A 24,905-nucleotide genomic window follows, 5' to 3' on the forward strand; every position below is an offset into this window, starting at 1 on the left:
CACCTATTTAAAAAACTGCTTTTTTGCCCCCCTTCCGAGCAAAATCTATCAGAGATGATAAACGGCTGGAAGATGATGAAGCAGCAAAACTGCTTCCAAAATAAAACCTCTTCAAGCCAGATTACACATTGTTTTGGTAAAATTGATTAATGATTTTCTTCTATTTGATCAATGAAATTGCCTATTATGTTTACAACATCAGCAGGAAGTTCTGAGAAAAATCTATTATATTCCGATAAGGAAAGGCCAACTTCTGTACACCAGCGATTATTTAAGAAATCCTCACTGATATCTAGTTTTGGTAATGCTGCAACTACAGTACTTACATCGCCATAAAGTCCTTTGACACTAGAAACAACCTTAGTATTTTCCAACAATAATTTGTATTTTTGGAAAAACTGAAGCTCACCTTTATAGCCCTTAATAACGCTGTTATAACCCTTAGAAAGCTTAATTGCTCCACCTTCATAATTGTTTAGTATATACTGCGCTATGGTATCAAACTCATTAGTGTTAAATTTTTGTGGATTTTCCTGCGTGGCTTTTTCACTAAAGATCTTTAGATTATTAATTGAGTATGTGTGGCCATTAGCTTTAAGAGTCATGGAGGAAATCTTGCCCCCAGTTAAAGTAATCTTGGTTGGGAAATCTCTAGAATCATTAGTCGCTACAACCAAATTTAATCCGTGTACACCTTCGTTCTTAAGTTCTACATCGAAACACTTAGTAAGACGCAGTATTTCTGTATTCAAAGTTGTTTTAAGTAGTAAATTAACGCTAGTGTGCTTAACTTCTACAAGATCATAGGGCAGTTGCAGAGAAATTTGCTGTTCTCCCTCGGTATAAATGGTGTTGTCATTCCCAAAAACAAATTCGGGCTGCTTTCCGTGCTCTATTTTTATTTGCCTTTTCATAATCAACTTACCTCTTTTAATTTATCATTATAACTCAAATAATAATAAATTTTAATAAGTAATCAATAATAAAATTAACATAATTACTAATTTATTACATTATGCCCCTTCAACAATGAAGAGAAGAACCAAAGTTATAAATTTAGAACTTTTGATAAAGTGATTCAAAAAGAACTATCGTCGGTTTGTTGCATAAATGGAATTTTATTCAAACTCTTAGTAGACAACAAGCAATTCGCTTACAACGACTCTACTTCTTACCTTTACCCTTACTAGCAATTATCTCTTCAGCTTCAGCTAGACTCACAGAGAATGGATCAATGGCTTTTGGTATTGAAGTAAACTTGCCCATGTATTTTACATATGGTCCATATTTACCTATTCCCATATGAATTTCTTCGCCAGATTCGGAATGTTTGCCAAGCAACATTGGTAAATTAAGTAGCTTTACTGCCACCTCCAAAGTTAAGTCCTCGGGCTTTACTCCATCAGGCAATTGACTACGCTTAGGTTTTTCTTTCTTCGAAACGACTTCACCTAGTTGAACGTACCAACCATAAGGCCCCTTCTTCAAATATACCATCTGCCCACTTGGGTCTAACCCAAGCTCTTTGGTATTATCAACCTGAGCAATAGAACCTTCCTCTCCTCCTTCTTCCGTTTTTGATACGGTTTTTTTGTATGTACAATCTGGGTAATTACTGCAAGCTAGAAAAGCTCCATACTTGCCCAATTTCAAACTTAAAGCTCCATTAGAACATGACGGGCATTTTTTGTTTTCTTCATACTTCTTGGTACCTTGCTCACCAAATAAATGAAAATCTAGGGATTTTTCTACATAATCAATTACATCAGCAATTTTATGCTCGCTAACTTTTCCTACATTTTCGTTAAAACCAAGCCAAAAATCACTTAATAAGCTTAGCCAATTTCTTTTACCTTCAGCAACCTCATCCAAATCAGTTTCAAGGTCAGCTGTAAAATCATATTCAACATATTTAGTGAAAAAACCAATTAAAAATACCGTAACTAGCCTACCAAGATTTGTTGGATGGAAACGTTTTTTCTCTATCTCTACATATTTCCTATCTTGAAGGACCGATATAATTGACGCATAAGTAGAAGGGCGACCAATGCCGAGTTCTTCCAATCGTTTAACTAGGCTAGCTTCTGAATACCTTGGCGGAGCTTCTGTAAAATGCTGCTCTGGCTTGATTTTTTTTGTATCTATAGACTCACCTTCAGACAAAGGCGGTAACATTTTATTTTCTTCATCCTTTCCATCATCTATACCTTCTTGATAAATCTTATAAAATCCATCAAAAGCAATCGTAGACCCAGTCGCTCTAGCTGTAAAATTATTATCATCACTAACCAAATCAGCTCCAACCATATCGATTAAAACAGACTCCATTTGACAAGCCATTGTACGCTTCCAAATCAGATCATAAAGCCTCAGCTGATCTTTATCTAACTCGCTTGATAAACTTTCTGGTATTAACAACATATCTGTAGGACGTATAGCTTCGTGCGCCTCTTGAGCATTCTTTGACTTAGATTTATAAATTCTTGGCAATTGCGGCAGATATTTACTACCATATTTATCTTGAATCAACGACCTGATATTATCAACTGCTTCACTAGACAAAGTTACCCCATCAGTTCTTATATAAGTGATCAAACCTACAGTTTCACCACCAATATCAATTCCTTCGTACAATTTCTGAGCAATCTGCATGGTCTTCTTAGCACCAAAACCTAATTTTCTTGACGCTTCTTGTTGCAAAGATGAGGTGATAAAAGGCGCTGATGGATTTCTCTTTTGTTGCTTTTTTTGGATCGATGAAACCTTAAAGTCCTGTCCTTTTAACCTATTTACAATTTTATCAGCCGATTCTTCATTTGCTATAGAGAATTTATCAAGTTTTTTCCCATCAACGGCGGACAACGTTGCCGTAAATTGATCACCTTTGCTATTTAGCATATCAAGACCAATATCCCAATATTCTTGAGTTTTAAAGCGCTCTATTTCATCTTCCCTTTCGCAAATAATACGCAGCGCTACAGACTGTACTCGCCCAGCCGACCTACATCCAGGTAATTTACGCCATAGAATAGGAGATAAAGTGAACCCAACTAGATAATCAAGTGCACGCCTTGCTTGCTGAGCGTTAACCAAGTCTATATCAATTATCCTTGGATTAGCAACTGCTGCTAAAACAGCTTTTTTTGTAATTTCATTAAATGCAATTCGCTTAAACTTCGTATCATCTTTAATAATTTTCTTTTCTCTTAAAACTTCGGCCACATGCCATGAAATCGATTCACCTTCACGATCAGGATCTGTTGCCAGATAGACTTCATCAGCTTGTTTTGCTAGTTTTATAATCTCATTAATATACTTACTGGACTTATCAGAAATCTCATATTTCATTGCAAAACCATCTTCTGGTAGCACTGAACCATTCTTTGATGGCAAATCACGAATATGCCCAAATGAAGCAATAACTTTGTATTGATTACCGAGATATTTATTTATCGTCTTCGCTTTTGCGGGCGACTCAACAATTACTAGTTTCATAAAAAATTCAATATATTAGCGAAATCTTATTACCGACATGCCTTGCAATTCTCCCAGCAAGCTCAAGTTCAAGACATATAGTATAAATTACTGGCAAAGGCAACTTTGTCTCGTTACTAAGCAACTCAAATGTTACAGGCGACGACGAAAGCAGCCTGATTACCACTTGTCTATCAACGTCTTTGATTTCTAAATTATTATCCCCTATCGGAAGTTTGAAATTATTGCTAGAGTTTTGCGTTTCTTCAAGAGATTTTTTCAATTTATCGTATGTTACCATGTTAGAAATGATATCCGCGCTTGATTCAAGCAAATATGCACCATCTTTGATCAATTTATTCGTACCCATACATCTAGGGTCTAATGGAAAGCCAGGAACAGCAAAAATTTCTCTGTTCTGCTCAAGAGCATAATTTGCGGTAATGAGCGAACCAGACTTAAGGCTAGCTTCAACAACCACAGTAGCAAGTGCTAACCCAGATATAATCCTGTTTCTCTGAGGAAAGTGCTGAGAAAGAGGTTTTGACCCAACAGGCAACTCTGCTAATAGCAGGGCATTACTAGCAATCCGTTCAAACAGACCCTTGTTTTCAGGAGGATAAATATGGTCTATACCGCCAGCAATTACAGCAATCGTGCTGTTTACACTTGCTTCATGAACTGCAGTATCAATTCCTCTTGCAAGACCTGATACTGTAATATACCCCTCACCTACCAATTCCTTGGCAATTTTCGATGCAAAGGAGCGTGAGTTAATTGAACTGTTTCTTGCACCAACAATTGCGATAACTTTCTCAGAATTAAGCAGCGTTATATTTCCCTTGTAGCATAGTACAGGAGGAAAATCATGAATTTGAATAAGCAACGAAGAGTAATTAAAATCTTTATACGTGAGTAGATATGCACCAACTTTTTTTAACTCATCTATCTCTTTCTCTGCCTCAGATCGCGAGAATACAGTAATTGGCTTCGACCTACCGCCTTTAACAGAAAATTGACCAATATTTTCAAGAGCTTTACCAGCAGAACCAAAAAGCTTTATTAGATGAAAAAAAGTTTTTGGCCCTACATTCTCGCTTCTAATTAAGCGCAAAATATCAATTGTCTCCTCAGAATAATTAGGAGATTTATCGTGAACAAAAAGATTACCTAGCATTTATAGCTATAACCTTTCTGCATTTGATGTTAAGTAATCAGAAACACCTTGATGGGTTGGGCTCATTCCTTGATCGCCCTTTTTCCACCCAGCTGGACAAACCTCTCCATGAGTACTATAATGTTCTAAAGCATCAATCATTCTAAGGGTTTCATCCACATTTCTTCCCAGCGGCAAATCGTTAACCAGAAAATGTCTAATGTTGAACCCTTCATCAATTAAAAAAGTAGCTCTGTAAGAAACACCATCTTCGTTCAAAACATTATATGCTGTAGAAATGCTTTTCTTTAAATCGGATACTAATGGAAACTGAATGTTTCCAATACCACCTTTATTCACTGGCATTGCTTTCCATGCATGATGAGAAAAATGCGAGTCAACACTAACAGCTATTACTTTTGTGTTTCTGGTAGAAAACTCACCTAATCTATTATTAAAAGCAATGATTTCGGAAGGGCAAACAAAAGTAAAGTCCAGAGGATAGAAAAATAAAATCCCTTTATGACCTTTTAAATATTTTTTTAGATTAAAATCAGCAACAATACTATTATCCGGCATCACAACTTTTGCCTCAAAATCTGGGGCAGGTTTTCCGATAAAAGGATTCATATAATAAACTCCATAAATTATAAATTTAACTTACCTGGGATAATACAAACAATATTTTACGAAATCAACCACCCTTTTTTTGATAGGTTGCAGTAATAAATTGTGCTACTCTTCCTCCTTTAATTGCTTTCTTATGATACTTGGTTTCTACGTAACCTTCATGAGGAAGGGAGTGATCTTTATTTTGAATTATAAAGTTACCATTTTCTGTAAATAGCTGTTTTACATATAAAAAATAGTCTTCAATGTCAGAGGCAAATGATATGAACCCACCGTCTTTTAGTTTATCTTTTAAATTAGCCAATCTAGTGTCGTTCAACAATCGCTTTTTCAAATAACGCCTTTTATGCCACGGGTCGGGAAATAATACATATATTCCATCAAGCGATGAGGATGGTATTTGAGCTATAATTAAATCCACATCATCCGGCCAAATCAAAAAATTTTCCTGACCATCTGTATTAGCGGTAAACTGCGGATTATTACTACTATTCTTTATATAACCCACTTGTTTGAGCACATTTGCTACCCCATTCATGAACACTTCCGCGCCAATATATAAAGATAATGGATTATGCTTGAGCTGGTTAATAAAGTGCTCACCCATACCAAACCCAATTTCAAGATATTGTTTATGAAATACCCTTGTAAGTAAGCGTTCTTTGCTAAATAAACAACCAGGTAACACTTCTTTTATTGCTCTTTTATTTATATCTGTAAGGCTTCTAGCTATGCGTCTTGCGAAAGTCTTATTAAGATTATTATGTTTTTCTTCTTTCATTATTTAATTCGAGCAACTTGTCCACTACATGAAATACCACAAATCACCTTGCAAAAAAACTATATTTTATTATACTTCTGAAACCGGTTACCAAATTAAATTGGACAAATAGGATTTGTACTTTTAATTTCAGCATTGGTTTGGGGTCATAGCACAGTTGGTAGCGCGTTTGCATGGCATGCAAAAGGTCGGGGGTTCGACTCCCCCTGGCTCCACCATTTCTTATTTCGAACAATATTCTTTCATAAAGCTTGCTCAAAATGAATTTAGCATGATACCTAAACTTCAGATTAGTAATGCTATTGGTTGATTTACACCTATTGACGCGCAATTTCAAGTATGATTTATTTTGCACTATAATATGAATATGAATAGTATTACACTTAAATTCATTATGATAATAGAACCAGCTCATACACCTATAAATTATCAAATGCTGTTTGACTCAGTACCTGACTGTTATCTCATTTTAACAAAAACTTTTACTATTGTTGAAGTAAGCAACGCTTATTTAAAGGCAAGTCAAACTAATCGAGAAGAAATATTGGGGCGCGGTATATTCCAAGTATTTCCTGATAACCCGGATGATCCTGAAGCAACTGGAGTACGTAATTTAAAAGCTTCCCTACTAAGAGTACTTGCAAACCGTAGGGAAGATACGATGCCGGTACAAAAATATGATATCCCGACACGAGAAGGCAATGGATTCGAGGAACGTTACTGGAGCCCTTTAAACACACCAATTTTGGATGAAAAAGGAGATATTATTTATATTATCCACCGCGTCGAAGATGTTACTGATTTTATAAAACTAAAACAACAGGGGCATAAGCAAGTAAAAGAGAATGAAGCACTACGCACTATTACCGAGCGAATGGAGGCTGAAGTTTATGTACGAGCACAGCAAATCTCTGAAACTAATAACAAGCTAAAGCAAGCAAATAAAACTCTTGCAGAAATGTATGACAAATCAAAAGAACTTGATCGACTAAAGATGAATTTTTTTGCTAATATTAATCACGAATTACGCACTCCCTTAACGCTTATTCTAGGACCTATAGTAAAGTTGCTTAATTCAACTTCATTTTCAGAAGAAGAACATAATAATTTGGAAATAATTGAGCGTAATGCGCAACTGCTGTTAAAGCACGTAAATGACCTACTAGATATTGCCAAACTAGAATCTAAAGAAATGGTTACGGAATATGCCAACGTCAATCTAGCTAAGCTAACTGTCCAGTTGGCTTCTAACTTTGAATTTTTTGCTAAGGAGAAAAAAATTGATTTTACGGTTAATATTCCTTCTTCTCTTCACGCTGACGTAGATGAATCGAAGTTACAACGCGTCCTACTTAATTTACTTTCCAATGCTTTAAAGTTTACTCCAACTGGGGGCAAGGTGGACTTGCAAGTGCAAAAGGCGGGAAATAAAGCTATATTTACTGTTTGTGATACTGGGCCTGGAATTCCAATATCCATGCGAGAAATCATTTTCGAACGATTCCGTCAGATTGACGAAAGTAGTCGCCGCTACAAAGGAGGAACTGGTTTAGGACTTGCGATTGTAAAAGAATTCGTTACGCTTCATAAAGGTAACATTAAAGTAGTTGATAGTGCAAAAGGGGGGGCAAAGTTTATAGTTACCCTACCAATTAAGGCACCGATTGGCTTCACTGTTGCCAAAGATCCTAAAGCAAATGATACTAAAATTGATAAACTTTTCGTTACTGAATTCGGTAATTACGACACTAAAAGAACAAAAGCAATATTACCACGTACTCATACAAAGCATAAAGAATTGATATTGGTCGTTGAAGACAATTATGATATGAATATTTTTCTTACCCAGATACTGTCCTCTCTTAACTATCGTGTGGAAACAGCTTATAATGGTAAGGATGGATTGGAAAAAGCTTTAAGACAATTACCTGACCTTATTATAAGCGATGTAATGATGCCTGAGATGAACGGAGAGGAGCTGGCACTGGCTCTTTTAGCTCATCCCGAAACTAAAAATATTCCCCTATTAATGCTTACCGCTAAAATGGACAACGCGTTAAAGATTGGGTTACTGAAAGAAGGGGTGCAGGATTATATCAACAAACCTTTTTCTACAGAAGAATTATGCGTTAAAGTGGAACGGCTTATTACCCAACGTAGAAAAAGAATTGCTGAGCATGAAGGGCTTATACAGCAATTGAGCATATCCAATCAAGAGTTGGAACGTTTTGCATACGCTGCTGCTCATGATTTAAAATCACCGCTACGAGTGATTGATAACTTATCTCAGTGGATAGAAGAAGATTTAGCCGGATTAGTAAGTGGTACAACTAAGGAATATATGGAAAAATTACGTAACCAAGTACACTTCATGGAGAAATTGCTGGACGATGTTCTGGAATATTCGCGCATAGACTACAAGCTAGAGCAAAATAATCAAATAATAAATAGTAACCAGCTTATAGACAATATTATTGCACTAATTGATCCCCCAAAAGAATTCCTAGTAAAAATAGTTGATAAATTCAAACCGCTATATATTCAGCTGGCACCGCTCCAACAAGCTCTATACAATCTTATCCATAATGCGATTAAACACCATGACAAAGAGGTTGGTACTATTGAGGTAAGTATAGAAGAAAATGAGACTAAATATATCTTTAATGTACGAGATGATGGGCCAGGAATTGCCCAAGAATATCACCAAAATATCTTTAATATGTTCCAAACTTTAAAGCCACACATGCCGACAGGGGGAACTGGTATGGGATTAGCACTAGTGAAAAAAATAGTAACTAATTATGGAGGAGAGATAACAGTAACATCAGAACTAGGCCATGGTTCTTTATTCCAATTTACTTGGCAAAAATTAATAGACCCAAATGAGCAAAGTTATGTCAATTAATCATGTAGTTAAGCAGCCTATCGATATTTTAATAGTAGACGATAACGAGATTGATATAGAAGCCGTTCAGCGGGCCTTTAAAAAAGCTTATATTACCAATCCCTTGCATAAAGCAAGTGATGGTGTCGAAGCACTAGAAATGCTATGTGGACAAAATGGAAGAATAAAATTAACCCAGCCCTGCATTATATTATTAGACATTAATATGCCTCGCATGGATGGTATTACGCTGCTAGGAAAGCTGCGCAACCATGAAACTTTAAAACAAAATATTGTATTTATGTTGACTACTTCCGCGCGTAATAAAGACCTAATGCAGACATATGATCTCAGTATTGCTGGATATATTGTAAAGGAAAACCTTAAGGAGCTCACTAATATATTAAATACTTATTGTCATATTAATAAATTTCCTTTTTATGGAAAAGAAATAACTTACACATCCTAATTTTCGATTAAAATAATCCTTACTACCAAAACTACCTAAGCTTCATAGTTGAAATAGAGAATCCAAGAGCAATAATTAAAATAGATAACCAAATAAAGCTTATCATTGGTTGATAGTATATTTTTGCATGTATCGTGTTTTTATCTATTTGACTGAGCACGGCATACAAATCATGAAAAATAAAAGAAAAAATATCCACCTCTTGTGAAAGTGCTTTTTCAATTTTGTATAATCTATTTTCTGGTTTCAATATAACAACGTTATTATTCTTATCTTCAATACGAAATACCGCAATCTGTCTGTAATAATTTACGCCTTCAGAAAATTTTATATCCTCAAGTTTTATACTTAAATCTTGCCCGCTGCGCTCATCACCAATTTTACCAGTAAATTCAACTTCACGTGATAATACACAATTCAACGTTACTGCTAAAGCAAGGGACCCAAAACCAAAATGACCTAAAAATAAAGCGTATTTTTTAGCAGATATGTGATTGCTAAAGTAGCCAGATTCAACAAAAATATACTCTATCATGTGTAACATCAAAAAAATTGATACAAAACAGATAGCCGTAGATACCACACCCAATTCTATTTTTAAGCAAATAAATATTACACCTAGCACACTTAAGATAAAAACCACTATTCGCTTAATCATCAGTTTTTTATCAATATGAGGAGTTATAGCGGCCAAAAATATGATTGGTATAAAAATTGGGATAAATACCGTATAAAAATACCTTGGATCTATTACTACATCGATTTCAAGCGCAAGCGCACAGTAAATAGGATAAATTAGCGCAACCACCAAAACGCCTAGGGCTATCAGCCAAAATATATTACCAAGCAAAACTAAAAGTTCCTTATTTTTCTCCGGCAGACGCAAACTATTCACATTTTTTTGGTTTAGAAAAAACCAAGCAAAACTAAGAACGGTCAAAGCTATGCATATTAAAAAAATAAATAATCCTCTCTCGGGTGAAAAAGCAAAAGAATGTACAGAAGAAATTATACCGCTCCTGACAATGAACGTACCGTATAGAATCAACAGAAAACTTAAAATAGATAATATGATTATCCATTTAAGGAATTTACCTCTTTGTTCGAAAATAATTAAAAAATGATGCAAAGCAATACCTGAAAGCCAAGGTAAAACAGATATATTTTCTACAGGATCAAAAAACCAGTATCCACCCCAACCAAGCTCTCTGTATGCCCACCAAGAACCAAGCCCAACTCCAATAGTTAATAACATTAGAGCACACGCAGAAAACCTTTTAGTTAATAGAAGTATATTTTTTGTTTCCTCTGGTCTATATAATAATATCAAGGCACTAGTAAATATTGCCGCATAACAGATATTACCGAGATATAGAATCGGCGGATGAATTGATAGAGCTACATCTTGTAACATCGGATTAAGTCCTAACCCCTCTGACGGCACAAACGAAAACGCATCGAATGGATTGGATGTAAAAATTATAAAACTAACAAAAAGCACTTGGATGAAAGCGAAAATAACTACACCAAATTCTTTTGCTTCTTTTGTAATTTTTGCACAATAAATATACGTAAGACTAACCAGGCCTAGCAAACTATCCCAAAGCAGAATGGACCCCTCATGGCTAGCAAAGCTAGCTGCAATCCTATAAATGAGAGGTAGTTCAGTGCTGGAATTGAGAAATACATTCCTTAACCCAAAATCAGATTTAACAAAACCTATAATAAGTAATATAAAACTTAAGAATGGCAACAAACAACTCAAGAAGAAACTATAAAGCTTAATTCGCCCCTTTATCACAATTGAAGCAGAAGAAGTTATCAACATCGTGAAGAACAGTAAGTGCCCCAATAGACTAATCATACTAGGAACCTAAGTGATAGATAAAAATTTTTACAAAAGAAAGTGTTGAACCTCTGCTTATGGAGCAGGCAGGGATCTATGTAAAATTGATTTGGTTGGTTAGTCTTGATGATTTTCATCGCCTTCTTGATCTACACCATCTGTCATAACAATCACCTTGATAGTCTTAATTCGATTATCAAATTTCTTTTTTACAATCATTTTTAAATCTTTACTGATTAAATACTCGCCCTGATTAGGAATTTTTTCCATTTTATTAATAATAAATCCAGCAATAGTTGTAGCATCAGTTTCTGGTATTTGCCAATTTAACTCGCGATTCAAGTCTCTCACTGGTACTGAACCATCAATCATAAATACGTTGTCTGATAATTTAGTAACCTTCTGCTTGGCTAAATCATGCTCGTCATAAATTTGACCAACAATCTCTTCTAAAATATCTTCCATAGTAACAATACCTTGTAAATCTCCATATTCATCAACCACACAAGCTAGATGTGTTTGCCCCTCTCTAAACATATGAAGCTGCTGCACTACCAAAGAATTATCCGGTAGAAACACAGGAGTACTAAGCAAAGCTCTTATATTTATTTCATTTGTTCCTTGCTTAGATTGATGAATTTTATTCATTAAATCTTTAACATGGAGTATGCCAATTATATTATCACTATTTCCTTGCCAAAATGGAAAACGACTATGTCTGGAGCTAAACACAGTTTTTATTACTTTTTCAGTTGGAGTATCAATATCAATAGCCATAATTTTACTTCTATGGACCATAATATCACCAATTGCCATATTTCTAATATCAAGAATCCCACCCAGCATATCTCTATCATCTTTGTATACATTTCCTTCATGCATGTGATGTTCGATTACCCCGCGCACCTCATCTTCTGCTGATATTTTTTTATTCAGATCTATACGAAAGATAAAACAGAACCCTTTAGTAATATACGAAAGCAAAATATTAATTGGTTCCAATATTTTCAATACTACAAGTAAGATAGGAGTAGCAAGTAACGCTATTTTTTCGGATTTTACAACTGCAATAGCCTTAGGCACCACTTCAGAAAAAACTATAATCATAAATGACATTACAATAGAGGAAATTATTGTCCCCAAATCATCTCCAAAAATCTCAATAAATATTCCCGTTGAAATAGTGGTACATAATGTGTTGGCAATACTATTACCAATCAGAAGCGTACTGATTACTTTCTCTTTTATTTTCAAGATCCCAAGCAACAATTCTGCTTTTTTATTTCCTTCGGATTTAAGTTTCTGAATAAGTCCAGGAGAAGTAGCGGTGATAGCAGTTTCAGCTGCAGAGATCAAACCTGCTAAACAAAGCAAGCAGATAACGAAAGATACAACAATTATCGTCATTAATTTATTTTTTTTAAAAAATCAGTTACTGAATTCCAATTTAATTGATATCATCTGCCCTTGACAAGAAATTTTATCGAATACCTCCAAATATCTAGCAAAGGAATTAATTCTATGGCAAAAAACGATGAGCTTCAGGAGCTTTTACAAACTAAAAATATAACAAAAAGAGCAACGGTACAAGCTATCGAAGAGCTCTTGTACTCTCCGATCCCAGTGCTTGATCACGGATTTATCCGAGTAGTGGATTATATGGGCGATGACAGTTCAATCGTACAAGCTGCCAGGGTATCATATGGTAGAGGCACAAAAAAAAGCCTTCAAGACAAAGGTCTCATCAATTACCTTATGAGACACAGACATACTACGCCATTTGAAATGTGCGATATAAAATTTCACATTAAATTACCAATATTTATTGCAAGACAATGGATTCGCCACAGAACCGCTAGTGTAAATGAGTATTCAGCACGTTATTCTATACTAAGCAATGAATTTTATGTTCCTGAGAAAGCAAACTTAAGTCCACAATCGACAATAAATAAACAAGGTCGAAGTACCGATACACTACCTAGTGAAGTAGCTGATAGAGTTTTATCCATAATAAAAAACGATTCCATAAATTGCTATAATCATTATGTCGAAATGATGAACGAAGACGAGTCAGGAAATGTTATTGATGAAAATAATATAGGTATTACCAGAGAGCTAGCTAGAATCAACCTCACACTTAATACATATACCGAATGGTATTGGAAAATTAATCTGCATAATTTACTACATTTTCTTGCGCTGAGAGCAGATCCTCATGCTCAGTATGAAATCAGAGTTTATGCACAAGCTATGCTTGATGTAGTTAAAGCTTGGGTACCCTATGCATATGAAGCCTTTGAGGAACACAAAATGTATGCTACCTCAATTTCTAGAAAGGGTATGGAAGTTATTCGTCAGATGATTGATGGTAAAAAAATCGATCAAGAGTCGAGTGGCATGAGCAAAAGAGAGTGGGATGAACTTATGGTAAACTTAAAACCCTAGCATTTAGTTAACATAACCTAGGAAATGATAAAAAAGTTTTATATTACAGTCTACCAACAGCTGTCATACCTGACTTGATCCGGTATCTAGTCAATGCTACGTGTTATACCGGACTTGATCCGGTATCTCATGAGATAGAAAAAGATACTGGGCCGAAGGCATGCGTAGCCAGCTCAAGTTCAGTATGACACGTAGTGTGCTCTTGATCATGACTTGTTATTATATAATTAATATAACCAATAGTAACTTGTGTGAAAAAAGCAGTTATAATTTGCGGCCCCACGGCCAGTGGTAAAACTAATTTTGCTCATGAACTTGCACGCAAAAACAACGGTGAGATTATCAATGCTGATTCAATGCAAATATATCAACAATTGCCAATTATTACGGCTTCACCATCTCAAAAACTAAAACAAGATCTGCCTTACCATTTATATAACTTTCTAAATATTGATACTGAATTTTCAGCAGCAAAATATGCAACTTCTGCTAGTCGTGCCATTTCGGAAATATCAAATAGAGGTAAATTACCTATAATTGTTGGTGGAAGTGGCATGTATATAAATATGCTTATATACGGCTTTAGCTCAATACCAGATATCAATAACCAAATACGATCGCAGGCAAGATCTCTTCATAAGGAGCTAGGTTCAGAAACATTTTTTGACCTTCTAAAAACAATAGATCCTGAAGTCGCAAAAACACTTAACGTTGGTGATACGCAAAGAGTTCTTAGGGCCTACGAAGTAATAAAACAATCCGGTAAATCCATTTTGTACTATCAGGCTCAAGGAAACCTACTTCCTTTACCAGATTTTGACTTTGATGTGACAGTATTGATGCCAGAACGGAGTTTCCTTTACGAAACTTGTAATAATCGTTTTTTGGCACTTCTAGAAGAGGGAGCTATCGAAGAAATTAAAGCAGTTCATCAACAATATAATAACCTTAACACAACAGCCATGAAAGCACTTGGAGTATCAGAAATTATCAGCTACCTAAAGGGAGAAATTACTAAAGAAAAAGCAATTGACCTTGCTTTAGCAAAAACTAGACAATATGCAAAACGGCAGTGCACTTGGTTTAATAATCAAATAAAAGAAAAGCGAGTAATAAAATTTAGTAATTTTGCTGAATACATCTCATCAACGAGTAATACCATTTCCTTTTTAAAATCATAAATTTTTCAAACAACTTTCACGCAAGCAATACTGATTTAAATTATTTCAAATTGTCGATACTAAGGAAACAACCAGAATTTTTTATTTCCAAAAGACCCGAAGGAAGTTTTTGTTTTAATTTATAAAGATGTGTTTCAACAGTATTAGATTCCGTATCTTGATGATAATTCCATACCTCATGCCGAAGATAATCTTTTTCAGCTAAATGGCCATCTATACACAATAATTTCTGAAACAGTGCATTTTCTTTATCCGTTAAGAAAATAGACTTCTCTGCAGAAGAAAGTCTTCCTAGCTGGTGGCTATACACCCAGTCTTTGTTAATACTACAAAACAAATTTTTTCCATCTTGATTTCTCTCAATAGTATCAATTAGGTCAGTTAACTTAAATGGCTTAGCAAAATATATCTCATTTTGCGATAATTTATTCTTTGTACAATTGATCAATATATCCACTCGAAAGATAGGAATCTCATGTCCAGAAAGCAATTTATCAACGATCAATACATCCACTTTACCAAGAGAATTTATGTAGTCTTTGAACCCTGTATCAACTAATTCAATTTTACAATTAATATTATCAACCAGAGCTTCATAAATAAATGAATCATTACTTACTACAATAACAATTCTAGGGCTAAAATTATGTCCTTCCATGTTAGTTTAATATACTATAAATTCATAATACCCAAACCAGAATATTCACTTATTATAACTGACACCTTTTGCTGTCTGTCCATCCTCTACCCAAAATCCCTCTGACGGATCAAGAGATGATGAAACAGCTCCTCTATCATCAAAAACAAAACATTCTCCTTGCCAAGTGCCATTGATATTTTTTGTATCTTCAAGATATTGCAAAATTCCACCTTTTAAGTGATATACTTTCTCTACGCCCAACTTTCGAAGCAACGCAGTAGATTTCTCGCATCTAATACCACCAGTGCAGTACATCGCAACTTTTTTGTCCTTTAATAAATCCATATTGCTCATTGCCCACTGGGGAAATTCTCTAAACGTCTTGGTTTTTGGATCTACCGCCCCCTCAAATGTTCCTACCTTTACTTCGTAATCGTTACGAGTATCGATAGTTATAACATCACCGCCCTTAATAAAATTATCCCAATCACAAGTTTCAACGTACTCGCCTTTCAACCTCTCAACATCTAACTTACCGAATTTGAGGGCCACAATCTCTTCCTTTATTTTTACTTTTATTCTAGAAAATGGCTGTTCATCACAGTAATTAATTTTTATATTAATATCTTGGGCACCAGTTATTTTTCTAATCTCTTCCATCACAAATATCACATTCTCTTCTGATCCTGAGATCGAGCCATTAAACCCCTCAAAAGCAACAAGCACTGTGCCTCGAACATATTTTTTCTTTGTTACTAATAAAATTTTTGGTAACAAGATCGCCGGATCTTCTATGTTGGTAAAACTATAAAAACTTAATACAGCAATTTTATTGTTTTCATTCATTTTTTGTCTTGTTCTGAATTAATCTATATTAAAAAACTATTTTTTTGCTTCAGCATTTTGAAATGCTACTATATCAGATTTTTTCCAATAATTTAAATAATTAAATTTCAGCAGCAATTAGATACCTTGTTTTATAAGTAAGGATACAAAATTCTGCTAAATTTAATTATTTAAATTAATCGGGGAAGATAGGTAATTTATTTTATTGGTAACGCAACAAACATAGTAAACTCACGCCGTTTTACAAGAAGCACTACGTTCTTTTTATTACCACTTTTCATCTTTTCATAAACATTATCAAATTGCTCAACATCATTGATATATTCCTGATTAATAGCCATAATCAGGTCACCTATACGCAAGTCAAAATTTATCTCTTCGGAACTTATTTCTGTAACTACTACACCTTTACTATCTTGTTCCAGTCCAAATTTAGTAATAACCATTGGTGAAATATTACTAAACACAACACCTGCTTTTTCCTTTGTTGATTCTATTGGCAACGCCTCTTCTTCCTGAGGCTCAAGGTCAACTATTTGAGCAACCAAAGTCAACGGGTTGCCATCTCTAATAACTGTTAATTTAACTTTCTCACCAATATGACAATCAGCAACAAAAAGTTGTAATTTTCTAGAATTCAAAACTATTTTTCCATTAAATTCTGTAATCAAATCGCCCCGCTTCAAACCAGCCTTGGCACCAGATCCTCCAGAACGAACACTAACAACTAGTACACCATAGGTCTTACTAAGCGATAAAGCTTCCGCTAGTTCTTTGGTTACCTGCTGTACAGCAATATCAAGCCTTCCTCGGCTAATCTTGCCTTTCTCTTTCAACTGGTTCGTAATATCTTGCACCGTGTTAGAAGGAATGGCGAATCCAATACCAATATTTGTTCCACCATTAATATCTGGAACAGAAGTGTTCAAACCAATAACCTTGCCCTCAAGGTTAAATAATGGCCCACCAGAATTTCCCGTATTAATCGCAGCGTCAGTCTGAATAAAGTCATCAACTAACTCATCTTGATTCATTCCAAGATCCCTTCCCTTTGAAGATATTATACCAGTTGTCACCGTTCCACCAAAACCAAGTGGATTGCCGATAGCAATCACTATATCTCCAATCCTAGTTTGGCTAGAGTCTCCAAAAGACACAAATGGTAATTTTTGCTTTACATCAATTTTAAGCAAAGCAAGATCTGTTTTGGGATCAGTACCAACAATTTTTGCTGGAACTTCTGTATTATCGGAAAGTTTTACATGCACCTCGTCAGAGCCAGTAACCACATGATCGTTGGTAATTATATGACCATCTTCATCTAGGATAAACCCAGACCCTAAAGATAATGCGCTTTTACTGCTATATAACTCATCAAAAGAAAACGGAACATTAAATTGCTCAAAAAAATCATTGAACTTTTCAAGAGGTAATATTTCGGGTAACACCGCCCCTTTTTGGTTAGTTTGATTGTTGTATTTGACAGTATATATGTTAACAACCGTAGGCATCAAAGGCTCTATAATATCTGCGAAACTAGTCATTTGCACAGGTATAACAGCTATAGCCTTAACTTCGCAGAGTAATCCAAAAATAATAAATGTAAGTACCTTTATGATTTTCATACTAATATTTATTTGCCAATTTGTAAGTATTTAAAGAATTCAGCCTTAGGAGACAAAACAAATTGTGTATTCTCTTTGCTAAGAGACGATTTATAGGCAACTAATGAACGATAGAATTTGTAAAACTCTGGATCCTTAGAGTAAGCTATATTGTACAATTTAGCTGCATCTGCATCTCCATCACCCTTAGTTCTTTGAGCCTTCATATAAGCTTCAGCTAAGATAATCTTATTCTCTTTATCCGCTCTTGCTTTTATTCTTGCTGCTTCTTCTGCACCTTCTGCTCTTATTTGCTTTGCTTCTTTATACCTTTCTGTCTTCATTCTCTGATAAATAGCATCACTATTTTCAGTTGGTAAGTCAGATTTTAGGATTCTAACATCAATGATTTTTATACCAAACAAGGCTGCTTCTTTATGAACCAGATCCCTAATCTGTTGCATAAGATTTGCTCGTTGCTCTGTAAGCAAAGTATTAAGAGGGAATCGACCAATCACGGTTCTCATTGCCGATTCTAAAATCTTATTCAAACGCAAATTAGCACCAGAATAATTATGAACCGTTTTAATGAACATTACAGGTTCGGTTATCTTATATTTAGCAAAAGCATCTACGATAAGCCTTTTTTCATCAGAAGCCGTTAACTCTTTTTCCTCTGCGCTAACATTCAAAATTCGTTTGTCCAAAAATTGTACATTTTGAATAAAAGGCACTTTAACGTTCAGGCCAGGACTTTCAACAATTCTTACAGCTTCACCAAACTGGAATACTACACCGATCTCTTTCTGATCAACGGTAAAGAGCGCACCAGCTAGAATTATAATTAAACAAAATGAAGCTATGGCCGTTATATACAATTTATTCATATTTATCATTAATCTATTTGTTTTCTAATGAGTCTTTTTGTTGTACTGACATATGAGGTAACATACCTTCGCCTCCCATAATTACTTTATCTGAATCTTGTAATATTGATTCTATTGTCTCTAAGTATAACCTACTCCTAGTCACTTCTTTGTTCGCATAATATTGATTATACACAGCATCAAATCTAGCCGAATCACCTTCTGCCTTAGATATTACTTCAGCCCTGTACCCTTCTGCTTCTTGAACAATTTTTTCAGACTCACCTCTAGCTCTTGGTAACACATCATTTTTATAAGCTTCTGATTCATTTATAACTTTTTCCTTGTCAGCTTTGGCAGTCTGAACATCACGATACGCAGCTATCACTTCTTCAGGTGGCTCAGCCCTAAGCAGTTTTACTTGCTCTATCATTACACCAGATTCATACTGATCAAGGATGTGCTGCATCAGTTGCTCAACCTTATCTGCAATCATTTGTTTTTTATTAGAAAGAACAGCTGAAATTGGGGTATTGCCTATTACTTCACGTATTGCACTTTGTGCCGCAGCCTTAACAGTTTCTTGTGGATCTACAATGTTAAAGACATATTTTGACAAGTCATTGATATGCCACATGACGTCAACATGTAATCCGATAATGTTTTCATCGCCAGTAAGCATTATACTTTCAGCTTTTACATCTGTTGCAGAAACAGCACCACCTATCCGGGCGCGACCAGTTGAACGATAACCGACTTCTACCCGCCTAGACTGATCAACTTTTTCTCTGATAATCATTTCTATAGGAGAAGGAAGATGATAATTTAGCCCAGCATATCCCACTCTATTAAATTTACCAAACCTAACAACAATGGCCTGCTCACCTTCTTCTATCTCATAAACCCCAGAACCAAGCCATAAAGCAAAAATAATAGCTGCTATTGCAACAACAGTTTTAGCACTAAAATTAAACTGAAAATTATTCAAATTAAATTGATCTTTTCTTTTTTTAGTAAACACATTATCTTCTTGTTCAAAATTGTCCCAAGGAGATTTTTTAAAAATTTGCCCGTATATTTTATTTATCATCTACAAAACTGTAATTTAGTATTTTGAAAAACTTAAACCAACCTATATTAATATATTGTAGTTAGAAAAATTTGCAAGCATGACAATCACTAAGTCCAATAGAATTAACGAGATACGCGCCAATTTACTTTTATCAGACGGCACAACCGTGCAGTCCAGGTCTTCTGATATCATTGTAAATGGTTCAAATGTAGGCTTTTCTTTAGATATTTCTGGAATCGAACTTGCTGAAGCAGAGTCAATTCGAGCACAAATCATTAAAGCAATACAAGAAACTACTGATTTTGAAAAAATTAGCGTAGTACTAACCAGTACTCGCAAAAATCAAAGCGCATCTAATGAAAAGGCAAAAATACAGATTGAGGGCGTTGGAAAGGTTTTACTCGTAGCTTCAGGAAAAGGAGGTGTTGGTAAATCTATGATTGCATCCCTTCTTGCGCACAAGTTAAAAGCTGATGGCAAGAAGGTTGGAATTGTTGATGCTGATATTTATGGCCCATCGATACCGCATCTTTTTTCTCTAAAAGGTAAGCCTGAGCTTGATGATAACAAGATGGTTCCACTGGAGAATTATGGCATCGTTGTTAACTCTATCGGCTTTTTGACAGAACCATCTGCTTCAATCAGTTGGCGAGGGCCTATGGTTAGTAAAGCAATATATCAGCTATTATCTTTAACAAACTGGGGCAAACTTGATTACTTAATAATAGATTCGCCACCCGGTACCGGTGACATTCACTTAAGTATTTTGCAGAATTATATTATAGACCAAGTAATCATGGTAACCACCCCCCAAAAAATATCAGAAATTGATGTCAGCAGGGCAGTTAGTTTATATAAAAAATTCAATGTGCCAATTTTAGGAGTCATAGAGAATATGAGCTATTACGTAATTCCCAAAACAGGAGAAAGCATATCAATTTTTACAGGAGACGGTGGTAACAAGATAGCTTCTGACCACAATTTGGATCTTTTAACAAAACTTCCAATCGACCCAAGAATATCTATAGCTTGTGACGCAGGCGCCGACTTAAGCCAATTCTCATACCTGCTTGATACAATAAAATTACCATAATTCTGAATTTACTATAACCGCTGGATTTGAAATCAATTTGCATTGCTTTTGGTTAATGTAACATCTGTTTAAATATAAGAGGAGATGACTACTTATGATAGAACTTAAACGCCTGAAACTTCTAAGTGTTATGATACTTGTTGCATGCTTAACTGGTTTTGCTTCAGATATTTATACTCCATCATTTTTAAACATGGCTCAAGATTTTTGTGTACCAATATACAATATTCAAAACAGTATGGTTATTTTTATGTTGGGAGTATCTATTTCCCAACTTATATACGGACCTCTATCAGAAATCATTGGTAGGCGCATCCCACTCACAATTGGATTAGTAATTATGTTTATTGGTAGTGTAATATGTCTTTATGCACCAGATATCAACCTATTACTAATTGGGCGCTTTGTTCAGGGAAGCGGAGCTGGAGCTTGCGCGTGTTTATGGCGTTCTATATTCAGAGATTCCTTTAATAGTACGCAAATATCTAAATATGGAGGCTACTTAGGGATTATTATGGTATTTATTGTAGCTGCATCTCCAGCTTTAGGTGGTTATTTAGAAAGTTACTTTGGGTGGAGAGCATCCTTCCTTGCTGTTACTATTTATTCTCTGGTAACCCTGTTGTTAGTATGGTTTGTACTGCATGAAACAAGCACTAGCCACCATAAAGACCGATTTAATATTAATTTTTTTGTGAATGCATTTGGTCAATTGTTATCAAGCCCTATATTCATGGGTTATGCATTCTGTACATTTTTAACATATGGAGCATTTTTTTCCTGGTTTGTACTGGGTTCCGTTTTATTGATTGATAATCTAGGCATAACAGCCACAACGTTTGGGTTAATAAATTTGTTTCTAGGCGGAACATCTATGGCTCTAGCTGGGTTTTTTAATGGTAAAATGGTGGCTCGCCTTGGTACTTATTCAATGCTACGTTTAGGTTGGGGCTTGATGTTTTTATCTGGCGTGATAATAGCTTTATCTAGCTACATATACGGCCAAACTTTGCTTTCTATTATGCTTTCTTTATTCGTATTTTTGTTTGGGACAACCTTGATTTGGCCCAATAGTTTTGCCGGAGCATTTGCACCATTTGGAACTATCGCAGGATGTGCCGGAGCTCTTTACAGTTTTATACAACTTGGCGGCGGGGTTATCATTGGATGGTTAAGTTCATTTTTCTTAACTAAAAACCCCTACTCATTATCTATTGTATTTATATTTACATCTATAGCTGCCTGGATTATTTTTGAGCTTATAGTTATGAAAACACGAGAAACAGATGAAATGTACTTTTCGTAATTAGTATAAAAAGATACTTGCAATTTATTAATGTTAATGTTAACTTAATATTTGTACTAACATTTAACGTTAGTATAGATATAAGTTAGTGTTTAATTTTAGGAAGGTATTTATGGCAAAGAGTCCGAGTTTATCTAATTATCATGATAATAATCATACACCTGGCGCAGGTGCACCTGGTGGAGCAACATTCCAACCTATATACGATATTGGAGAAGTAGTGTTAATAGATGAACTGTTACGTACGGAAGTTCTTGCGCCATATCTGGGTGATATGCCTCAGGGCTTAATATCCTTGATTGAGGAATATTCAGATCTATGGGGCTAAAGTGCCATCAAAAAAAAATGGCACTGCACAAAATAACAATTCATCATTAAATCCAATAATTAATGATGAATTGTCACTATTTCTATCTAGAACAATTCATTTCATTTTCAGTTATAACTACAATAAACTTTGCGGATCAATATCAATTTTAACCTGAAAGCTCGACGGAATCTCAGCAGAATCTTTCCATAATTTTAAATATTTTTGTAAATTAAAATCTCTTAAAGCTATTACTAGTATTTTATACCTATATTTTCCTGATAATTTATACATCATCGCCTCTGCTGGCCCTAATATTCTCACATCGCTTCTAGGAGCAAAAGACAAAAACTTTTTTGCCATTTCTTTTGTCTTGTTTGAGTTGTTACCAGTAATCGTTATAGCAGCTATTCTGGCAAATGGCGGCATTACGGCGATCCTTCTCGACTCAAGCTCTTCTTCAAAAAAATCATTTTCTTTATTATTCACAAATGCCCCTATTACTTTGTGATCAGGAACATATGTTTGCAACATCACTAAACCTTTTATACTTTCTCTGCCAGCTCGCCCACCTACCTGGTTTAATAATTGAAATGTACGTTCTGATGCCCGAAGGTCACCTCCAACAAATCCAACATCTGCATCAACCACTATCACCAAAGTTAGCTTGGAAAAATGATAACCCTTAGTAATAATTTGTGTACCAATTAAGATATCTATTTCACCATTTTCCATTGCTTTTAGCAACTCTTCCATCTTTCCATCAAATGATGATTGATCTCTACTAACTGCAATTGTTTTAGAACTAGGAAATAAATTAATTACTTCCTCAGCTATTCTTTCAATACCTGGCCCACATAATATTAAACTATCACTTTGAGTACAATCTGGGCAGGATGAGGGAATAGAAGAAACACTTCCACAATAGTGACATTCAAGGCGATTGGTTTCTTTATGCAAAACCATTGAAGCAGAACAAGATTTACAACTTGCCCTATATCCACAAGCTTTGCACAATATCAAAGGTGCATAACCTTTTCTATTTAAGAAAATGAGAACCTGCTGTTTTTTTTCTAAAGTCAACTTGATTGCTTTTACAACTTTAGTAGATAACCAACTATTTTTACTCAGTGACTCCTGTCTCATATCAATAATTTGTATTTCTGGAAGAATTGCTTGGTTATACCTATCCTTAAGTTCTATTAACTGATATTTGTTAATCCTGGAGTTATACAATGACTCAATTGATGGCGTTGCAGACACAAGCGCAATTTGACAACCTTCTATCGCTCCTCTAAGCACAGCCATATCCCTTGCATTGTACAATACACCTTCAAACTGTTTGTATGAACTATCATGTTCTTCATCAACAACAATAATACCAAGGTTCTTATAAGGTAGGAATAAAGCACTTCTAGCACCAATTACTACTTTTACTGTTCCAGTAATAATTCCTCGAAGTATTCTCTTTTTCTGCACTTTTGATACCTTGGAGTTCCAGATTACTGGTTCAAATCCAAATCTTTGGGTAAATCTAGAAATAATTTGCTGACTCAAAGAAATCTCTGGAAGCATTATTAACGCCTGCTTCCCAGATTTTAGGTAATTCATTATAGCATGGAAATATATTTCTGTTTTACCAGAACCAGTAACGCCTTTTATCAATATAGGGATTTTACTATTTTCAAGCTTAGCTAATACCTCTTGTTGTTCCAGCGATAGAGGTGGCAATGACTGATCAAAGCTCATCGATTGATCTTTAATCTTAATTGGTAACTGATTAACATCAACTGGTAACACCAATTTTGCTACGCTGCCAAGCTCAGCAAGATAATAACTACTCGCTCTTTTTATCATTGATAATGTTGACTCTGGCAACCTAGCAGCAAAAACGCATTTTCCTATCACAGACCTAAGCACTCTCGATGGCTTCGGGCAATTTATTTCCCACACTATTGCAGTAATTTCTTTATTACGAAATGGTACTATAACCAAGTCTCCGACTTCATACATAGTATCAGTGGTATAATCCAGAGGAAACATACCCGCTATCGGCACTAATACTTTGATCACTTGCATGCTATCACACGTTTGATTGTCTAGATTTATCTAGTATAAGCAGGTACTAAAATACCCAATCTCAGATTAAATGAGAATCGGTATAACAATATTGTAAGTCATATGATTAGTAAAGTAGTCAGACAAATTAGATATGGTTATCATCATGCACTAGACAGAAGAAATTGAGGATATGTTGAGGTAATACCAAACCCCAGATTTATAATTACCAACAAAGCTTCTATGG

At 35.0% G+C, this 24,905-nt stretch carries 20 protein-coding genes and 1 tRNA gene; 8 read left to right on the top strand and 13 right to left on the bottom strand.

All coding sequences use genetic code 11. The annotated features are described in order from the left end of the window. Positions 1–146: 146 nt before the first annotated feature. The 5 genes from Megvenef_RS00250 to Megvenef_RS00270 all read right to left on the bottom strand — a co-directional run bounded on the left by Megvenef_RS00250 (position 147) and on the right by Megvenef_RS00270 (position 6,041). Positions 147–914 (bottom strand): hypothetical protein, encoded by a 768-nt coding sequence (locus tag Megvenef_RS00250; protein WP_322776007.1) that lies wholly within the window; start codon positions 912–914, stop codon positions 147–149. 250 nt (positions 915–1,164) lie between these two features. Continuing rightward, positions 1,165–3,495 carry a type I DNA topoisomerase gene (topA, locus tag Megvenef_RS00255; protein ID WP_322776008.1) on the bottom strand — a complete coding sequence of 777 codons (2,331 nt, stop codon included), beginning with the start codon at positions 3,493–3,495 and terminating at the stop codon, positions 1,165–1,167. A 7-nt stretch (positions 3,496–3,502) separates the two neighbouring features. After that, positions 3,503–4,651: a DNA-processing protein DprA gene (dprA, locus tag Megvenef_RS00260; protein WP_322776009.1), complete on the bottom strand. Its 1,149-nt coding sequence runs from the start codon at positions 4,649–4,651 to the stop codon at positions 3,503–3,505. Between the two features lie 6 nt (positions 4,652–4,657). Next, on the bottom strand, positions 4,658–5,260 hold the full coding sequence (locus Megvenef_RS00265) for a peroxiredoxin (protein ID WP_322776010.1): 603 nt from the start codon (positions 5,258–5,260) through the stop codon (positions 4,658–4,660). A gap of 64 nt (positions 5,261–5,324) precedes the next feature. Further along, positions 5,325–6,041 (bottom strand): hypothetical protein, encoded by a 717-nt coding sequence (locus Megvenef_RS00270; protein ID WP_322776011.1) that lies wholly within the window; start codon positions 6,039–6,041, stop codon positions 5,325–5,327. 142 nt (positions 6,042–6,183) lie between these two features. Here Megvenef_RS00270 and Megvenef_RS00275 point away from each other — a divergent pair. The 3 genes from Megvenef_RS00275 (at position 6,184) to Megvenef_RS00285 (ending at position 9,394) form a co-directional block, all read left to right on the top strand. Beyond that, positions 6,184–6,259, top strand: a tRNA-Ala gene (locus Megvenef_RS00275). A gap of 176 nt (positions 6,260–6,435) precedes the next feature. After that, complete coding sequence (locus tag Megvenef_RS00280; RefSeq protein WP_322776012.1) at positions 6,436–8,946, top strand: ATP-binding protein; 2,511 nt, start codon at positions 6,436–6,438, stop codon at positions 8,944–8,946. Continuing rightward, the gene (locus tag Megvenef_RS00285; protein ID WP_322776013.1) at positions 8,936–9,394 is read left to right on the top strand and encodes a response regulator; all 459 of its coding nucleotides are present in this window, start codon (positions 8,936–8,938) and stop codon (positions 9,392–9,394) included. Before Megvenef_RS00280 ends, Megvenef_RS00285 begins: the two co-directional genes overlap by 11 nt. Positions 9,395–9,425: 31 nt before the next feature. On the opposite strand, the gene Megvenef_RS00290 is transcribed toward Megvenef_RS00285, so the two are convergent. Together Megvenef_RS00290 and Megvenef_RS00295 are read right to left on the bottom strand one after the other, a co-directional pair. Next, positions 9,426–11,258 carry a cytochrome c-type biogenesis CcmF C-terminal domain-containing protein gene (locus Megvenef_RS00290; RefSeq protein ID WP_322776014.1) on the bottom strand — a complete coding sequence of 611 codons (1,833 nt, stop codon included), beginning with the start codon at positions 11,256–11,258 and terminating at the stop codon, positions 9,426–9,428. 99 nt (positions 11,259–11,357) lie between these two features. Further along, positions 11,358–12,647, bottom strand: coding sequence for an HlyC/CorC family transporter (locus tag Megvenef_RS00295; protein WP_322776015.1), 1,290 nt, complete (start codon positions 12,645–12,647; stop codon positions 11,358–11,360). 114 nt (positions 12,648–12,761) lie between these two features. Here Megvenef_RS00295 and thyX point away from each other — a divergent pair, with 114 nt between their 5' ends. Further along, complete coding sequence (gene thyX, locus Megvenef_RS00300) at positions 12,762–13,685, top strand: FAD-dependent thymidylate synthase (protein WP_322776016.1); 924 nt, start codon at positions 12,762–12,764, stop codon at positions 13,683–13,685. 251 nt (positions 13,686–13,936) lie between these two features. Further along, positions 13,937–14,866: a tRNA (adenosine(37)-N6)-dimethylallyltransferase MiaA gene (miaA, locus tag Megvenef_RS00305; protein ID WP_322776017.1), complete on the top strand. Its 930-nt coding sequence runs from the start codon at positions 13,937–13,939 to the stop codon at positions 14,864–14,866. 40 nt (positions 14,867–14,906) lie between these two features. On the opposite strand, the gene Megvenef_RS00310 is transcribed toward miaA, so the two are convergent. The 5 genes from Megvenef_RS00310 to hflK all read right to left on the bottom strand — a co-directional run bounded on the left by Megvenef_RS00310 (position 14,907) and on the right by hflK (position 19,912). Beyond that, positions 14,907–15,524 carry a helix-turn-helix domain-containing protein gene (locus tag Megvenef_RS00310; protein ID WP_322776018.1) on the bottom strand — a complete coding sequence of 206 codons (618 nt, stop codon included), beginning with the start codon at positions 15,522–15,524 and terminating at the stop codon, positions 14,907–14,909. A 45-nt stretch (positions 15,525–15,569) separates the two neighbouring features. Continuing rightward, complete coding sequence (gene trhO / locus Megvenef_RS00315) at positions 15,570–16,352, bottom strand: oxygen-dependent tRNA uridine(34) hydroxylase TrhO (protein ID WP_322776019.1); 783 nt, start codon at positions 16,350–16,352, stop codon at positions 15,570–15,572. Positions 16,353–16,549: 197 nt separating this feature from the next. Then, complete coding sequence (locus Megvenef_RS00320; RefSeq protein WP_322776020.1) at positions 16,550–17,977, bottom strand: Do family serine endopeptidase; 1,428 nt, start codon at positions 17,975–17,977, stop codon at positions 16,550–16,552. A gap of 8 nt (positions 17,978–17,985) precedes the next feature. After that, on the bottom strand, positions 17,986–18,843 hold the full coding sequence (gene hflC / locus Megvenef_RS00325) for a protease modulator HflC (RefSeq protein ID WP_322776027.1): 858 nt from the start codon (positions 18,841–18,843) through the stop codon (positions 17,986–17,988). Positions 18,844–18,856: 13 nt separating this feature from the next. After that, a complete protein-coding gene (gene hflK / locus Megvenef_RS00330) occupies positions 18,857–19,912 on the bottom strand; it encodes an FtsH protease activity modulator HflK (protein ID WP_322776021.1) in 1,056 nt (351 codons plus the stop codon). A 79-nt stretch (positions 19,913–19,991) separates the two neighbouring features. On the opposite strand from hflK, the gene Megvenef_RS00335 reads away from it, so the two are divergent. From Megvenef_RS00335 to Megvenef_RS00345, 3 genes are all read left to right on the top strand, one after another. After that, positions 19,992–20,987, top strand: coding sequence for an Mrp/NBP35 family ATP-binding protein (locus Megvenef_RS00335; protein WP_322776022.1), 996 nt, complete (start codon positions 19,992–19,994; stop codon positions 20,985–20,987). Positions 20,988–21,081: 94 nt separating this feature from the next. Continuing rightward, complete coding sequence (locus tag Megvenef_RS00340; protein WP_322776023.1) at positions 21,082–22,293, top strand: multidrug effflux MFS transporter; 1,212 nt, start codon at positions 21,082–21,084, stop codon at positions 22,291–22,293. A gap of 112 nt (positions 22,294–22,405) precedes the next feature. Continuing rightward, entirely contained in the window at positions 22,406–22,621 is a 216-nt protein-coding gene (locus tag Megvenef_RS00345; protein WP_322776024.1) for a hypothetical protein, read from the top strand. A 117-nt stretch (positions 22,622–22,738) separates the two neighbouring features. Here the strand turns inward: Megvenef_RS00345 and priA are convergent, their stop codons facing one another. Next, entirely contained in the window at positions 22,739–24,679 is a 1,941-nt protein-coding gene (gene priA / locus Megvenef_RS00350; protein WP_322776025.1) for a replication restart helicase PriA, read from the bottom strand. Between the last annotated feature and the right edge of the window lie 226 nt (positions 24,680–24,905).

The organism is Candidatus Megaera venefica (assembly GCF_034554655.1).
GTDB lineage: Bacteria > Pseudomonadota > Alphaproteobacteria > Rickettsiales > Rickettsiaceae > Megaera_A > Megaera_A venefica.

What these genes read in the sequence shown, in the direction of transcription:
- Megvenef_RS00250 (WP_322776007.1), bottom strand. Translation starts at nt 914, where the DNA reads ATGAAAAGGCAAATAAAAATAGAGCACGGAAAGCAGCCCGAATTTGTT.
- topA (WP_322776008.1), bottom strand. Translation starts at nt 3,495, where the DNA reads ATGAAACTAGTAATTGTTGAGTCGCCCGCAAAAGCGAAGACGATAAAT.
- dprA (WP_322776009.1), bottom strand. Translation starts at nt 4,651, where the DNA reads ATGCTAGGTAATCTTTTTGTTCACGATAAATCTCCTAATTATTCTGAG.
- Megvenef_RS00265 (WP_322776010.1), bottom strand. Translation starts at nt 5,260, where the DNA reads ATGAATCCTTTTATCGGAAAACCTGCCCCAGATTTTGAGGCAAAAGTT.
- Megvenef_RS00270 (WP_322776011.1), bottom strand. Translation starts at nt 6,041, where the DNA reads ATGAAAGAAGAAAAACATAATAATCTTAATAAGACTTTCGCAAGACGC.
- Megvenef_RS00280 (WP_322776012.1), top strand. Translation starts at nt 6,436, where the DNA reads ATGATAATAGAACCAGCTCATACACCTATAAATTATCAAATGCTGTTT.
- Megvenef_RS00285 (WP_322776013.1), top strand. Translation starts at nt 8,936, where the DNA reads ATGTCAATTAATCATGTAGTTAAGCAGCCTATCGATATTTTAATAGTA.
- Megvenef_RS00290 (WP_322776014.1), bottom strand. Translation starts at nt 11,258, where the DNA reads ATGATTAGTCTATTGGGGCACTTACTGTTCTTCACGATGTTGATAACT.
- Megvenef_RS00295 (WP_322776015.1), bottom strand. Translation starts at nt 12,647, where the DNA reads ATGACGATAATTGTTGTATCTTTCGTTATCTGCTTGCTTTGTTTAGCA.
- thyX (WP_322776016.1), top strand. Translation starts at nt 12,762, where the DNA reads ATGGCAAAAAACGATGAGCTTCAGGAGCTTTTACAAACTAAAAATATA.
- Megvenef_RS00310 (WP_322776018.1), bottom strand. Translation starts at nt 15,524, where the DNA reads ATGGAAGGACATAATTTTAGCCCTAGAATTGTTATTGTAGTAAGTAAT.
- trhO (WP_322776019.1), bottom strand. Translation starts at nt 16,352, where the DNA reads ATGAATGAAAACAATAAAATTGCTGTATTAAGTTTTTATAGTTTTACC.
- Megvenef_RS00320 (WP_322776020.1), bottom strand. Translation starts at nt 17,977, where the DNA reads ATGAAAATCATAAAGGTACTTACATTTATTATTTTTGGATTACTCTGC.
- hflC (WP_322776027.1), bottom strand. Translation starts at nt 18,843, where the DNA reads ATGAATAAATTGTATATAACGGCCATAGCTTCATTTTGTTTAATTATA.
- hflK (WP_322776021.1), bottom strand. Translation starts at nt 19,912, where the DNA reads ATGATAAATAAAATATACGGGCAAATTTTTAAAAAATCTCCTTGGGAC.
- Megvenef_RS00335 (WP_322776022.1), top strand. Translation starts at nt 19,992, where the DNA reads ATGACAATCACTAAGTCCAATAGAATTAACGAGATACGCGCCAATTTA.
- Megvenef_RS00340 (WP_322776023.1), top strand. Translation starts at nt 21,082, where the DNA reads ATGATAGAACTTAAACGCCTGAAACTTCTAAGTGTTATGATACTTGTT.
- Megvenef_RS00345 (WP_322776024.1), top strand. Translation starts at nt 22,406, where the DNA reads ATGGCAAAGAGTCCGAGTTTATCTAATTATCATGATAATAATCATACA.
- priA (WP_322776025.1), bottom strand. Translation starts at nt 24,679, where the DNA reads ATGCAAGTGATCAAAGTATTAGTGCCGATAGCGGGTATGTTTCCTCTG.